Below are 12567 nucleotides of genomic sequence, written 5' to 3'. Positions count from 1 at the left end.
AGCTGGTGGCCCGCCGACATCCGAGGACCGGGAGCCGGCGGGCATCCGAGAGGTGTGGTCAGAGCGTCATGAAAGGGGTCTCCTGGTGGTCCCGGAACTGGTAGACCTCATAGGGTTCCCGCTGCGGTCCCGGCATGCCGGGTGTGCCGCTCGGCATGCCGGCGAGCCCGATGCCGTCGGTGTCGGGCTGCCGCTCGAAGAGGGCCTCCACCGCCGCCAGGGGCACATGTCCCTCGATCACGTAGTCGCCCATCATGACGGTATGGCATGCGCCCAGCCCGTAGGGCACGCCCGCCGACTGCTTGATCTCGCCGAGGTCCCGGTCATCGACGATGGTGACCTCGACCCCCAGCCGTTCCAGGTGGCGGGCATAGCCATCGCAGCAGCCGCACTGAGGATTCTTGTAGAGGGTGGCCTCGTCCGGCAGGGCGGCATGGGCGGTGGTGGCACCCAGCAGCAGGCCGGTGGCCATCAGCAGGTGAGGCAGAGTGAGTTTCATGAGCGATCTCCCTTGCTGGAACTGAACAGATACTTGATGAGGGCGGCGATGCCGAGACCGAGGAGCAGCAGGACGGCCAGCGGCATCAGCCAGCCCAGCCAGCCCATGTGGCCCATGGTGGCGAAACAATCGGTGAACATGGCGCGACTCCCGAAGCGCAGCGGTCGTGAACGGGTAACGGTCGGGGTATGGCAGGCGGTCAGGAGCCTGCCTGGAGGCTCAGGCTCTCGGGGGCCTGTGCGGGGGCTGGGGCACGTAGTCGCTCACGGCGATGGTCTCCGTGAGCGGCAAGCCGTTGGGAGCGAAGATCGCAGGCTGAGCCGTAGCGGCGGGAGCCGCGCAGATCGCATCGCAAGGCTCCTCCGTATCGAGCATCTCGACCTGCAGCAAAGCGCAGTCGACCTGGCAGGCATCCGCCGAGGCATGGCCGGGAAGGGTCGAGAAGGCAAAGAACATCACCAGCAGCAGCGCCAGCAGGCGTCGCCAAGCCGTGTGTTGCGGTGATGTCCTGGTCCACGATGCCATGACGGGATCCTCGGTATCTCGGCTCCTATTGAACCCTGATTCCCACCGAGGATGCAATCGTCAAGGGGCGGTCCGGAGTAACGCAGACCTCCGAGATTCAGTGAGTGTGACCATCCGCATAGTGATCGTCGCTGGTTGAGGATGACGACGAGGGGCCATCCGGCTCATGGTTACCCGGTGAGTCAGCCTGGCGCGAGTCGGCCAGCTGAAGCTCGGTGGTGGCCGGATCCGCCTCTGCCGCGGCCGGGTCGCGGGCCGACGCCTGCTCGCTCATGGCCCCCATGTCGCCATGCTCGTGGTCATGGCCGTCGTCTGCCCGCTTGGGAGCATGGGTCCCCGACTGGGCCATGGCGCTGGTGTCGCCATGGTCGTGGTCGTGACCGTCATCCCCCGCCGTCGGCTCGACCATGGCCAGGTAATCGGCTTGCGAGAGTTCGGGCAGTCGCTGCAGGAAGGCCACGATCTCCCACAGCTCCTGGTCGTCATGAGTCACGCCCCAGGCGGGCATGCCGGTCATCTTGATGCCGTTCTTGATTACCCAGAACTGCTCGGCAGGATCCTGGTGAGAGGCACCCGAGAAGGTCGGCGGCGTGGGGTTGAGACCGGCGCGCAGCACCGTGCTCTCGCGACCGGGCTTGAGGTGACAGGCGGCGCAGAGGTCGTCGTAGGCGGCGGCTCCGGCACGAATCATGCGGTCACCGCCAAGGTCCGGAACCTCGATCTCTTCGGCACCGGCCTCGACCGAGGCGTGCATGGTGGAATGCAGGACCGACTCGACGATCGGCAGGTGCTGGTCCGTGGCGGCGACATTGTACATGCCGCTATGAACGAAGGCCGCGCCTCCGGCGACAAGCAGCAACAGGGTCAGGACCCCTCCGAGGGCAAGCTTCAGCATCTCTGATCCTTATCGTATTCGGAACATGTCGGTGTCTTGAGGTCCGGAGCGGTTCACGCCTCGGTGAAACACGATGCCGATTCGCGCGGCCCGGCGCAAGTCGACGATGACGCAGACAGGGCTTGAACCGCCGACTGCTGTTCACGCCCCCGCCGAACGTGGGCAGGGTCCGGAAGCGGTTGTACAGGCTCGACAGCGAATCCCGGTAGGCGTCGCCCGGGGGCTGCATCGGTATCCCGCGGGCGGCCGGAGCCTCGGGAGGAGGCTCAGTTCGGAATACGCCATCTGCCTCGGCATCGGGTGCCCGGGAAGACCCGCTGGGCGGTATCGGCATTGCCTCGCTCGGCCAGGCATTCGCGCCCCTCGCTCAGGGCCTCGAGCAGGGCAGCGTCGCCGTGGCGCACGGTGAGCAGGGCCAGGTCGTCCCGGCGCGTCACCCGGTAATCGGCCCGGAACGCCGCGACGAGCGGTTCGAGATAGTCCGGATGGCCATCGAGGCAGAGCGAGAGGCGCATGGCGCCGGCGTCGATCATGCCGGCATGCAGCCCGGCCTCGACCAGGCCCCCGAGGATGTGATGCTGGCGCGCCTCGTCCATGAAGGCGAAGTCCCGAGGGCGGAGTTCCAGCAACGTCTGGCCTTCGCGAAGAATCAGTACCGGGATCTCGCCGTCATGGCGAGTGTCGGCATCGATGGCGGTGCCCGGTGCCCGGGGCTGCGTGAAGGAGCGTAGCGTCAGCGGGATGGCCTTGCGTTGCAGGGGAGCCAGGGCCTTGGGATGGATCACCTTGGCGCCATGCCAGGCCAGCTCGATGGCCTCGGCGTAGGAAAGGTGGTCAAGTTGAACGGCGTTGTCGAATCGCCGCGGGTCGGCATTGAACAGGCCCGGCACGTCCTTGCAGAGCGTGAGCCGCTCGGCGTCCAGGCAGTGGGCGAGGATCGCCGCGCTGTAGTCGGAGCCCTCGCGTCCCAGGGTGGTCGTGACCCCGTCGGGGGTGCTGGCGATGAAGCCCTGGGTGACCAGTAGCCGGCCGTCATCCCGCCTCAGCCGCTGCAGTCGCTCGGTGGTGGCCGCCCAGTCGACGTTGGCCGCCTGGTGGCAGGCATCGGTGACGACCAGCTCCCGGGCGTCCTGCCAGCGGGTGGCGATGCCGCTCGCCTCGAGCCAGGCGCTCACGATGGTAGTGGAGAGCAGCTCGCCGAAGCAGACGGTCTGATCGTAGTGAAGGGGCCGCTCGCCGTTCGCATGCGTCCGGTGGAGCGCGTCGAGTTCGTCGAACAAGGCCTCGACCCGCCGTGACACGGGGGCGGCCTCCGAACCGAACAGCGCGTCCACGACGTCCAGATGATCCCGGCGCAGGGTCGCGAGGCGGTTCCGGTAGTCGGACGCCTCACCGGCCCGACCACCGCCGAGCAGGGCCTCCAGGGCATCGGTGGTCTGCCCCATGGCGGAGATCACCACGGCGAGCGGGCGTTCGGGAAAGTCGGCCAGCAGGCGGCCAAGATGCCGGATGGCGTCGGCGCCCCGGATCGAGGCCCCGCCGAACTTGAAGACCTGGGTCACGTCGCACCTGCCGGATCGCGATGGGTGTCTGCCCACCTTGCGAAAAATTCGTGCCGAGGGAAAGGGGCAGGGGCCGCTCGCCAATACCCGAGTCCCTCACCTTCCGTGAGGCCTGCTGACCTCGCCTGCCTTCGATGTCAGGCTCGGGTGCCCCTTGGCATGGGGAAGCGTCCTTCGCGGTTCATCGGGAAACGGCGTCATGCTCCCCGATGGCGTCGACGTGGTGACACGTCTCGGTGGAATTGCCGCACTGGTCACAGGTGATCCGGTAACGGCTGTCGGCGAGAGGGCGCAGGTCGAAGGCCGTCCAGACGAGACCCGGCGACGAGCGCAGCTCGGTCGAGCCGCAGGGACAGAGCATCATCCAGTGCCCCAGGGGACATGCCAGCAGTTCGATATCGGTCATCCAGGTCTCTCCATGTACCAGTCACGCCATCATACCTCAGGATTCTTCGGGCATATGTAAGCGTTGTCTCAAGTCCATCGTGTCATGGCCCGAACCGGGTGTCCGGGCGCTCTGCCGAGTGGCCTATCGCGCCTGTGTGCCGACCCCGATGTGGACTGAGGGCGAGGGTCGCCTGCCTCGGCACCCTGGGCTCGCGCTCCAGGGTGCTCACGCAAGGGCAACGTCGCGTCCCGAAGCTGACGGCCTGATTGCGGTGAAGGGACCGCTTCCCGACTCGGAAAGCCTGGGCGAGGGAATCGCTGCGGAGAGGTCGCGTGATCGCCGTGTGGCGGAAACGCGCAGGGGCTCAGTCGAGGGGCGCGCTGCCCTCCAGGGCCGCCTGGCGATGGTGGCTCTGTTCGGTGACATGGCCGCACTCGCAGCAGGTGATCCGGTAACGGTGATCGGCGAGGGTGCGCAGCTCGAAGGTCGCCCAGGCGGGGCCTCGAGGGGAGCGCAGCTCGGCCGCGCCGCAAGGGCACATCATCATCCAGTGCCCCAGGGGCGATGGCAGCAACTCGATGTCGTTCATGGGGGCCTCCATCCGGCGTCACCCCCAGCATCGTCCAGCGGACGCCGTCTGGCTGTAAGCCTTCTCGCACTTCCCGCGTGATCTTGTTCGCAATCATCGTCAGTCGGGGGGACGGAGGCCAGGCGTACGGCCTGCCGCAAGGACGGGGAATGGCGCACAGGGGTGCGCCTCGGCTTCGTGGCGCTGTCATCGATGTCCTACGCGGGGCATGGACGATGCCGTGCAGTCTTCCTCTCCGGGAGGCGCCATGATGGAGCCATAGGAACGACGCAGCGCCCCGAGGCCGCGTCGCCTATCCCCCCCTTGCGGGGCATTCAGGGGTCGCGGGTTGTCATCCGGCATTGCCCCGAGGTCCCGACGGTTCCCTGCTTGGCCCCCCTCGTGGGGGCATTTTTTGCTCTGTGGTCGGGGCGCCGCCGGTGCCCATCACGCCGAGGCCGCGCTCGGGACCTCGGGCAACTGGCGAACCCACTCCAGGGCCAGGGGCTTGTCACGGATGGGGAAGGTGCGGATCTCCATGGTCTTGAACAGCCGATTCTCCAGGCGGGTGAGATGCTGCACCCAGTGCCGGTCGCTGAGTACCGCCGCCCGGTAATAGCGGTCCAGGTCGCCGACCTGGGTGAGGGCATAGCCCAGATCCCGCAGGAAGGCCGTGAAGGTCATCCAGCGCATCTCGTCGATCTCGGTATAGAGGCTGACCCTGGGGTGTGCCTTCTTGACGGTCTCGATGGCGTCGATGGCCGTCTGCAGGTCGTCGGCGGTGACGCGACCGCTGACCCGCATGGCCACCACATGGTCGGCGCCCGGCGGCAGGAGTTCGAGCATCCTGACGTCCCCCTCGGTGTCGATGGTCATGCCTAACAGCATAGCCCCTCGGCGCCCCTCGGGGCCTACACTGAGCGTCACACACCGGGAGGCATCACCATGCAACCGCGCATCAGCATGATCACCCTGGGCGTCGCCGATCTCGAGCGGGCCGTGCGTTTCTATGCCGAAGGCCTCGGCTGGGAGCGCATGGACTCGCCGCCGGAGGTCGCCTTCTTCCCCCTGAACGGCACCTGGCTGGGACTCTATGGCCGTGAGGCGCTGGCCGCGGATGCCGGGGTATCGGCCGAGGGGCACGGCTTCACCGGCGTCGCCCTGGCCCACAACGTGGGCAGCGAGGGCGAGGTGGACGCGGTCCTGGCCCAGGCCGAGGCGGCCGGTGCCCGGCTGGTCAAGCCGGGCCAGCGCGTGTTCTGGGGGGGCTATTCCGGCTACTTCGCCGATCCCGACGGCCACCTCTGGGAAGTCGCCTACAACCCCTACGTGTGGATCGGGCCCGGCGCGGAGTAGCGCCGGTCAGTGCGCCGCCGGGTACTCGCCCATCTCGCGCTCGAGGCGGCGGGCCACCTCGCCGGGGGAGCCGGTGCGCCGGGCCAGCAGGTCGTAGGCGACGGGCACCACGAAGAGGGTGAACAGCGTCGCCGTGGCCAGCCCGCAGAGGATCACGGTGCCGATCACCAGGCGCGTCTCGGCGCCGGCGCCATTGGAGAGGATCAGCGGCACCGAGCCTGCCATGGTGGTCACGGCGGTCATCACCACCGGCCGCAGGCGGGTGACGGCGGCCTCCACCAGCGCCTCGTGGAAGGCATGGCCGGCGTCGCGGAGCTGGTTGGCGAATTCCACGATCAGGATGCCGTTCTTGGCCGCCAGGCCCACCAGCATCACCAGCCCCACCTGGCTGTAGATGTTCAGCGTCTGGCCGGTCAGGTACAGGCTGAGCAGGGCGCCGACCATGGCCAGCGGCACGGTGCACATGATCACCAGGGGGTGGATGAAGCTCTCGAACTGGCCGGCCAGCACCAGGAAGACCACCAGCACGCCGAGCACCAGCAGGAAGGTGGCGGCCCCGCTGGCCTCCAGGTAGTCGCGGGCGGCACCCTTGACGTCGGTCTGGGCCTCGGCGGGCAGCACCTCGTCCGCCGCCGCCTCCAGGTAGGCGAGGGCCTCGCCCAGGGAGTAGCCATCCGCCAGGTTGGCCTGGACGGTGATGGCACGCAGGCGATTGTAGCGGTTGAGGGTGCTGGGGCCGGCATGGTCGGTGAGGGTGACCATGCTGGAGAGCGGGACGAGTTCGCCGGAGCGCTGGGAGCGGACCATGACGCTGTCCAGGGCCCGGGGGCTGGGCAGGGTGCCGCGCTCGGCTTCCAGGATGACCCCGTATTCCTGTCCGTCCTCCACGTAGCGGGTCACGCTGCGTCCGCCGAGCAGGCTCTCCAGGGTGCGGCCGATCTCGGTGACGGTCACCCCGAGATCCGCCGCGCGGGCGTAGTCGATCGCCACGCGCAGCTGGGGCTGGTTCTCCTCGTAGTCGCTCTCGAGTCCCGTCAGGCGAGGGTTGTCCTCCCGGACGTGGGCGATCAGGGTATCGCGCCACTCGGCCAGATGGTCGTAACGCCCGCCGCCGAGCACGAACTGCATCGACTGCTCGATGCCGCCGCCGAACCCCTGGGGCATGATCGGGAAGGCGCGCACGCCGGGCAGGTCGGCCAGCCGGGCTCGGACCTCGGCCATGATCGGCCAGGCGGGGCGTCGCTCGTCCCAGTCGGCGAGGCCGACGATGACGAAGCCGCCGTTGAAGTTCTCGATGTTGCCCCAGCCGCGCGGGGCGCGCACCAGCACCCGGTCGATCTCGCCGGACTCCCGCAGGGGCAGCAGCCGGGCCTCGATCTCGTCCATGTAGTCGAGCATGTAGTCGTAGGTGGCGCCGGGCGGGCCGTTGACCAGCAGGAAGAAGGTGCCGCGATCCTCCTGCGGCGTGTACTCCCGGGGCAGCTGGGCGTTGAGCCACAGCATGCCGCCGATCAGGGCCGCGAAGGCCGCCACCACCGCCCAGCGGCCGCGCAGGGCCCGCTCGAGCAGGCGGCGGTAGCCGGCCCGGGTGGCGAGCAGGGCCGCGTGCACGCCATGGGCCAGGCGGCCCTCGTGCATGTCGGTCTTGAGGATCTTGGAGGCCATCATCGGCGTCAGGGTCAGCGCCAGCAGCGTCGAGATGGCCACGGCGGCGGCGAGCGTCAGGGCGAACTCGGAGAACAGCCGGCCGATGTCGCCGCGCAGGAAGCTCAGGGGCACGAAGACGGCGATCAGCACCAGGGTGGTGGCGATCACCGCGAAGGCGATCTGGCGGCTACCCCGGAAGGCGGCGACCAGGGCGGTCTCGCCGTGCTCCTGCATGCGGCGGTGGATGTTCTCCAGCATGACGATGGCATCGTCGACGATCAGGCCGATGGCCAGCACCAGGGCGAGCAGCGTCAACAGGTTGATCGTGAAGCCCATGGCGGCCAGGGCCGCGAAGGTGCCGATCAGGGCGATGGGCACGGTCACCGCCGGCACCAGGGTGGTGCGCAGGTTGCCGAGGAAGGCGAAGATGGCCACCAGCACCAGGCCCATGGCGATGAACAGGGTCTGCACCACCTGGCCGATGGCGCCGGCGACGAAGGTGGAGGCATCGTAGTTCACCTCGAGCGTCATGCCCTCCGGCAGGCCGGGCTGGATGCGCGCCAGCTCGTCGCGGACTCCCTCGGAGAGCGCCAGGACGTTGGCGGTGGACTGCTTCATGATGCCCAGCCCCACCATGGGCACCCCGTTGCCGCGGAAGAGGGTGCGTTCCTCCACCGCGCCGACCGCCACCCGGGCCACGTCGTCCAGCCGCACCAGGTAGCCGTCGGCGTCGCGGTCGAGCACCAGGGCCCGGAAGTCGGCGGGGTCGGCGAAGCCGCGGGGCAGGCGGACCATGAACTGCCGGTCCCGGGACTCCACGGCGCCGCCGGGCAGCTCCACGTTTTCCTCGCGCAGCGTGTCCTCCACGTCGCCCACGGTCAGTCCCCGGGCCGCCAGGGCGTCCGGATCCAGCCAGATCCGCATGGCCGTCTCGTGACCGCCGCCGACGATCACCCGGGAGACCCCGTCCTGCACGGCGAAACGGTCGCTCAGGTAGCGGTCGGCATAGTCGGTGAGCTCGGCGATGTCGTAGCCTTCCCCGGACAGGGCGAGCCAGAGCACCACGTCGGAGCTGGAATCCGCCTTCTGCACCTCGGGGGCCTCGGCCTCCTCGGGCAGGTTGTCCAGCGAGCCGGAGATGCGGTCGCGGATGTCGTTGGCGGCCGCGTCGATGTCCTTGTCCAGGGCGAACTCCACGTTGATGCGGGAGCGGCCGTCCTCGCTGGAGGAAGCGATCACCTCGATGCCGGAGACCCCGGAGAGCCGGTCCTCCAGCACCTGGGTGATGCGTGTCTCCACCACGCCGGCCGAGGCCCCGGGATAGCGGGTATCGACGCTCACCACCGGCGGGTCGATGGCCGGATACTCCTGGAGCGGCAGCCGGGTCAGGGCGAGCAGCCCGAAGGCCACGATCAGCGCGGCCAGCACGGTGGCCAGCACCGGGCGACGGACCGAGACATCGGACAGGCGCATCAGGCGCCTCCCCGGCCGCGGCCGGCCTCGAGGATCTCGCGAATCGAGGTGGTCTCGTCGGCGACGCCCAGCAACCTCACCCGGGCGCCGTCGCGGGTGCGCTCGACGCCGTGGCTGACCACCAGGTCACCCGGCGCGAGCCCCTCCAGGACCTCCGCCTCGCCGGGGCGCCGCTCGCCGAGCCGGACGCGACGACGCTCGATGCGACCGTCGTCGCCTTCGTGGATCACCAGCACGAAGTGCCGCTCCCCCTCGGGAATCAAGGCCGACTCCGGGATCACCAGGGCCTGGCGGGGGCGCCGTTGCAGGGTGACCTCCATCAGCATGCCGGGGCGCAAGCGCTGCTCGGGGTTGGGCAGCAGGGCGCGGACCGGCACGCTGCGGCTGACCGGATCGACCCGGGAGCCGATGGCCGCCACCTCGCCGCGGAAGCGGCTGCCGGGGAAGGCGGCGCTCTCGGCGGACAGACGCATCCCGGGGGCCAGGCTGCCGAGTTCGACCTCGGGGACCCGGAAGTCGAGCTTCATGCGATCCAGCTTGTCCAGGGTGGCCAGTTCCATGCCGGGGGTGACCAGGGTGCCGACGCTGACCCGGCGAAAGCCCACCACCCCGGCGAAGGGCGCGCGGATCCGGTAGTCGGTGAGCCGGGCCTCGAGGGCCTCGACCTCGGCCTGTGCCTGGCGAAGCTGGGCGCGGCTGTCCTCGGCCTCGGCACGGGGCGCCAGGTTGCGCTCCTGAAGCTGGGCCAGGCGAGTCACCGCCGACCGGCGTTCGTCCCGCCTCGCCTCGGCGGCCCGGAGGTCGGCGCGTTCCTCGCGGTCGTCGAGTCGAACCAGCACCTGGCCGGCCTCGACTCGCTCGCCGCCCTCGAAGGCGAGCTCGGCGATCGTCTCGGTGACCGTCGCCGAGAGGGTGACGCTTTCCTCGGCCGCGAGGGTGCCCAAGGCCTCCAGGGGGTCGGACCAGTCGGTGAGCGTGGCACGGGCGCCGATCACGGCCGTCCGCTCCTGGGCCGATACCGGCAGGGCCAGCAGCAGGCCGAGCAGCAGGGCCGGCCAGCGACGCCGGAGGAAGGAATGAAGAGGGGAGAGGATCATCGGTGGCTCGTCGAATCCGGTGGCGGTTGATGGCCGGGCCTCCTGCCCGGTCGGGACACTCTAGCCTCCTCCGGCCCTGCCCGGGGGGCAAGACGGTGCAAGCGAAGGTCAAGGCGATGTACAAGAATCGTACATCATGGAGTGCGGATCCGGGGCTCGGGTTCCCTGTGCTACCATGCGCCGCTTCATCCATCCCCGGAGAACAGGCATGACTTACGACGCGGTCGTCATCGGCGCGGGCGCCGCCGGCTTGATGTGCGCATTGACGGCGGGCTATGCCGGCCGGCGCGTGCTGGTGATCGATCACGCCAACAAGGCCGGCAAGAAGATCCTGATGTCCGGGGGCGGGCGATGCAACTTCACCAACCTGGGAACCACGCCCGCCAACTTCTTCTCGGACAACCCTCACTTCTGCATCTCGGCGCTCAAGCGCTATCGCCCGGAGCACTTCGTGGAACTGGTCGAACGTCACGGCCTGGAGCACGTGGAGAAGGCGCCGGGCCAGCTGTTCTGCGCCGGGTCGGCCAAGGACCTGCTCGCCATCCTGCTCACCGAGTGCGACTGGGCCGGGGTCGAGATGAGCCTGAAGACCTCGGTGACCCACCTGGAGCGTCGGGGGGAGGGCATGCGCCTGGAAACGAGCCGCGGGCGGATCGAGGCCGGGGCCGTGGTGGTGGCCACGGGGGGCTTGTCGATTCCCACCCTGGGCGCCAGCGGCTTCGGCTACGACATCGCCCGGCAGTTCGGGCTGGCGGTCACCGAGACTCGCCCGGCCCTGGTGCCCTTCACCCTGACCTCGCAGTGGAAGGCCCGTGCCGCGGATCTCTCGGGCCTGAGCCACGAGGTGGCGGTGCGTTGCCGGGACGGCGCCTACCGGGAGCCCCTGCTCTTCACCCATCGCGGCCTGTCGGGGCCGGCCATGCTGCAGATCTCCAGCCACTGGCGGCCCGGCGACAGCCTCGCCGTCGACCTGCTGCCCGGCGAGGATGCCTATGGGGCCCTGGTGGCGGCGCGGCGGGATACCCCCAAGCGGCGCCTGGCCACCTGGCTCGGCGAGCGGTTGCCGCGTCGCCTGGCCCAGGCGCTGGTCGAGTGGCATGGCGGCGACGGCCCGCTGGCCGAGCGCTCCAATGCCGAGCTCGAGGCCTGGGCCGGCCACCTCAACGACTGGCGCCTCAAGCCCGCCGGTACCGAAGGCTGGCGTACCGCCGAGGTCACGATGGGCGGGGTCGACACCCGCCACCTCTCCTCCAAGACCTTCGAGGTCTCGGGGCTGCCCCAGCTGCGTTTCATCGGCGAGGTGCTAGACGTCACCGGCGAGCTGGGCGGCTACAACTTCCAGTGGGCCTGGGCGAGTGGGGTGGCCTGCGGCCAATCCCTTTAGGGAAACACTGATTTATTGCTGCGCTCGATATCCTGGCCGCCGGCGGTACTGGTGCGCCAGCCCGGTCAACATCCTCATTTACTGTCTTGTAAACTCCGGTGGTTCCGTTCCGGCGGCGACCAGCCTCTCGTCGCTCGCGACATAATTCGGTGCTTCCCTAGGGCCGCCTATACTGGGGACGTCCATCTCGAGGAGGAGGCGTCCATGCCCAAGCCATTGAAGGACAGGCGACTGAGCCGGGCGGTGGGCGACGGCGGCCTGGAGATGCTGGCGGAAGCCCGCCAGGCCCGGCCGCGCGTCGACGACCCGGAGGATCTCGAGGGGCTGCACGACTTCCGGGTGGCCCTTCGCCGGCTGCGTTCCTGGCTCCAGGCCTATCGGGACTATCCGGGCATCAAGGTGCCCAAGCCGCAGCGCCGTCGCCTGCGCGACCTGGCCAAGGCGACCAATGCCGCTCGCGATGGCGAGGTGATGCTGGCCTGGCTCGAGGCCGAGCTGCCGGGCCTGCCCGCGGCGGAACGCGGAGCCGCCCACTGGTGGCGGCAACGGCTGACCCAAGGGGTCGATCTCGCCTATGCCGAGGCCCGTCGCCATCTTGAGGAGGGCTTCCCGCAACTGGAGGAGAATCTGGGGCGTTCCCTCTCGACCCTGGCGCAGGCCAGGTCCAAGGGGCCCCGCTTCGGTGAGGCGACGGCACGGGAGCTCGAGGCGCTGCGGGCCACGCTGGTTCGGGAGGTGGCGGCGATCGCCTCGGTGGAGGACCGGGAGGCCCTGCACCGGCCGCGCATCACCGGCAAGCGCATCCGTTACCTGCTGCGGCCCTGGAAGGACGAGGACGCGGTGTTCAAGGAGGCGGAGAAGGCCATGAAGGCCTTCCAGGATGCCTTCGGCGTGCTGCATGACGACCTGGTCCGCGAGACGGCGCTGCAGGCGGCGGCCGCCGAGCATGCCGGCGACGAGGTCGAGGCGCGGCTGATCCAGGCGACCCGGGGCGAGACGGCCAGCGCCGCCGCGCCGCGACACCTGAGAGGCTTCCTCGGCCTGGCCCGAGGCAATCGCCGGCGGTTGCTCGGTCACTACGAGGCGGCGGTGGGCAATCCCGGCGGCGTGGACATGGCGGCGCTGACGGCGCGCCTCGACGCGGTGGTGGCGGCCATGCGCGGGAAGGGATGA

Annotated in this window: 13 protein-coding genes; 3 read left to right on the top strand and 10 right to left on the bottom strand. The window is 69.5% G+C overall.

The window, feature by feature from the left end:
• Window positions 1–58 precede the first annotated feature (58 nt).
• The 8 genes from BEI_RS11505 to BEI_RS11475 all read right to left on the bottom strand — a co-directional run bounded on the left by BEI_RS11505 (window position 59) and on the right by BEI_RS11475 (window position 5313).
• Window positions 59–499, bottom strand: a complete 441-nt coding sequence (locus BEI_RS11505) for a DUF411 domain-containing protein (RefSeq protein ID WP_097789665.1) — start codon at window positions 497–499, stop codon at window positions 59–61.
• Window positions 496–639, bottom strand: coding sequence for a hypothetical protein (locus BEI_RS19155; RefSeq protein ID WP_193765103.1), 144 nt, complete (start codon window positions 637–639; stop codon window positions 496–498). The genes BEI_RS11505 and BEI_RS19155 overlap by 4 nt, the downstream gene beginning before the upstream one ends.
• 79 nt (window positions 640–718) lie before the next feature.
• Window positions 719–1024, bottom strand: coding sequence for a hypothetical protein (locus BEI_RS11500; RefSeq protein ID WP_097789664.1), 306 nt, complete (start codon window positions 1022–1024; stop codon window positions 719–721).
• A 97-nt stretch (window positions 1025–1121) separates the two neighbouring features.
• Window positions 1122–1919, bottom strand: a complete 798-nt coding sequence (locus tag BEI_RS11495; RefSeq protein ID WP_227644455.1) for a c-type cytochrome — start codon at window positions 1917–1919, stop codon at window positions 1122–1124.
• A gap of 266 nt (window positions 1920–2185) precedes the next feature.
• On the bottom strand, window positions 2186–3481 hold the full coding sequence (locus BEI_RS11490) for an aspartate kinase (protein WP_193765102.1): 1296 nt from the start codon (window positions 3479–3481) through the stop codon (window positions 2186–2188).
• 181 nt (window positions 3482–3662) lie between these two features.
• Complete coding sequence (locus tag BEI_RS11485; RefSeq protein WP_097789662.1) at window positions 3663–3887, bottom strand: hypothetical protein; 225 nt, start codon at window positions 3885–3887, stop codon at window positions 3663–3665.
• Window positions 3888–4233: 346 nt separating this feature from the next.
• Window positions 4234–4458, bottom strand: a complete 225-nt coding sequence (locus BEI_RS11480; RefSeq protein ID WP_097789661.1) for a hypothetical protein — start codon at window positions 4456–4458, stop codon at window positions 4234–4236.
• Between the two features lie 426 nt (window positions 4459–4884).
• Complete coding sequence (locus BEI_RS11475) at window positions 4885–5313, bottom strand: SpoIIAA family protein (RefSeq protein WP_227644454.1); 429 nt, start codon at window positions 5311–5313, stop codon at window positions 4885–4887.
• Between the two features lie 69 nt (window positions 5314–5382).
• On the opposite strand from BEI_RS11475, the gene BEI_RS11470 reads away from it, so the two are divergent.
• The gene (locus tag BEI_RS11470; RefSeq protein WP_097789660.1) at window positions 5383–5793 is read left to right on the top strand and encodes a VOC family protein; all 411 of its coding nucleotides are present in this window, start codon (window positions 5383–5385) and stop codon (window positions 5791–5793) included.
• A 6-nt stretch (window positions 5794–5799) separates the two neighbouring features.
• Here the strand turns inward: BEI_RS11470 and BEI_RS11465 are convergent, their stop codons facing one another.
• Window positions 5800–8913: an efflux RND transporter permease subunit gene (locus BEI_RS11465; protein WP_097789659.1), complete on the bottom strand. Its 3114-nt coding sequence runs from the start codon at window positions 8911–8913 to the stop codon at window positions 5800–5802.
• Window positions 8913–10010: an efflux RND transporter periplasmic adaptor subunit gene (locus tag BEI_RS11460; protein ID WP_097789658.1), complete on the bottom strand. Its 1098-nt coding sequence runs from the start codon at window positions 10008–10010 to the stop codon at window positions 8913–8915. Before BEI_RS11460 ends, BEI_RS11465 begins: the two co-directional genes overlap by 1 nt.
• 208 nt (window positions 10011–10218) lie before the next feature.
• Between BEI_RS11460 and BEI_RS11455 the strand changes: the two genes are divergently transcribed.
• Window positions 10219–11394: a BaiN/RdsA family NAD(P)/FAD-dependent oxidoreductase gene (locus tag BEI_RS11455; RefSeq protein WP_097789657.1), complete on the top strand. Its 1176-nt coding sequence runs from the start codon at window positions 10219–10221 to the stop codon at window positions 11392–11394.
• A 204-nt stretch (window positions 11395–11598) separates the two neighbouring features.
• Window positions 11599–12567 (top strand): CHAD domain-containing protein, encoded by a 969-nt coding sequence (locus BEI_RS11450; protein WP_097789656.1) that lies wholly within the window; start codon window positions 11599–11601, stop codon window positions 12565–12567.

Origin of the sequence: Halomonas beimenensis (assembly GCF_002549795.1) — a bacterium.
GTDB lineage: Bacteria > Pseudomonadota > Gammaproteobacteria > Pseudomonadales > Halomonadaceae > Halomonas > Halomonas beimenensis.
Note: the sequence above shows the minus strand (reverse complement) of the source record. Positions and strands in the feature narration are given on the sequence as shown.

What these genes read in the sequence shown, in the direction of transcription:
- BEI_RS11455 (WP_097789657.1), top strand. Translation starts at nt 10,219, where the DNA reads ATGACTTACGACGCGGTCGTCATCGGCGCGGGCGCCGCCGGCTTGATG.
- BEI_RS11500 (WP_097789664.1), bottom strand. Translation starts at nt 1,024, where the DNA reads ATGGCATCGTGGACCAGGACATCACCGCAACACACGGCTTGGCGACGC.
- BEI_RS11465 (WP_097789659.1), bottom strand. Translation starts at nt 8,913, where the DNA reads ATGCGCCTGTCCGATGTCTCGGTCCGTCGCCCGGTGCTGGCCACCGTG.
- BEI_RS11505 (WP_097789665.1), bottom strand. Translation starts at nt 499, where the DNA reads ATGAAACTCACTCTGCCTCACCTGCTGATGGCCACCGGCCTGCTGCTG.
- BEI_RS11495 (WP_227644455.1), bottom strand. Translation starts at nt 1,919, where the DNA reads ATGCTGAAGCTTGCCCTCGGAGGGGTCCTGACCCTGTTGCTGCTTGTC.
- BEI_RS11470 (WP_097789660.1), top strand. Translation starts at nt 5,383, where the DNA reads ATGCAACCGCGCATCAGCATGATCACCCTGGGCGTCGCCGATCTCGAG.
- BEI_RS11480 (WP_097789661.1), bottom strand. Translation starts at nt 4,458, where the DNA reads ATGAACGACATCGAGTTGCTGCCATCGCCCCTGGGGCACTGGATGATG.
- BEI_RS11450 (WP_097789656.1), top strand. Translation starts at nt 11,599, where the DNA reads ATGCCCAAGCCATTGAAGGACAGGCGACTGAGCCGGGCGGTGGGCGAC.
- BEI_RS11485 (WP_097789662.1), bottom strand. Translation starts at nt 3,887, where the DNA reads ATGACCGATATCGAACTGCTGGCATGTCCCCTGGGGCACTGGATGATG.
- BEI_RS11460 (WP_097789658.1), bottom strand. Translation starts at nt 10,010, where the DNA reads ATGATCCTCTCCCCTCTTCATTCCTTCCTCCGGCGTCGCTGGCCGGCC.
- BEI_RS11475 (WP_227644454.1), bottom strand. Translation starts at nt 5,313, where the DNA reads ATGACCATCGACACCGAGGGGGACGTCAGGATGCTCGAACTCCTGCCG.
- BEI_RS19155 (WP_193765103.1), bottom strand. Translation starts at nt 639, where the DNA reads ATGTTCACCGATTGTTTCGCCACCATGGGCCACATGGGCTGGCTGGGC.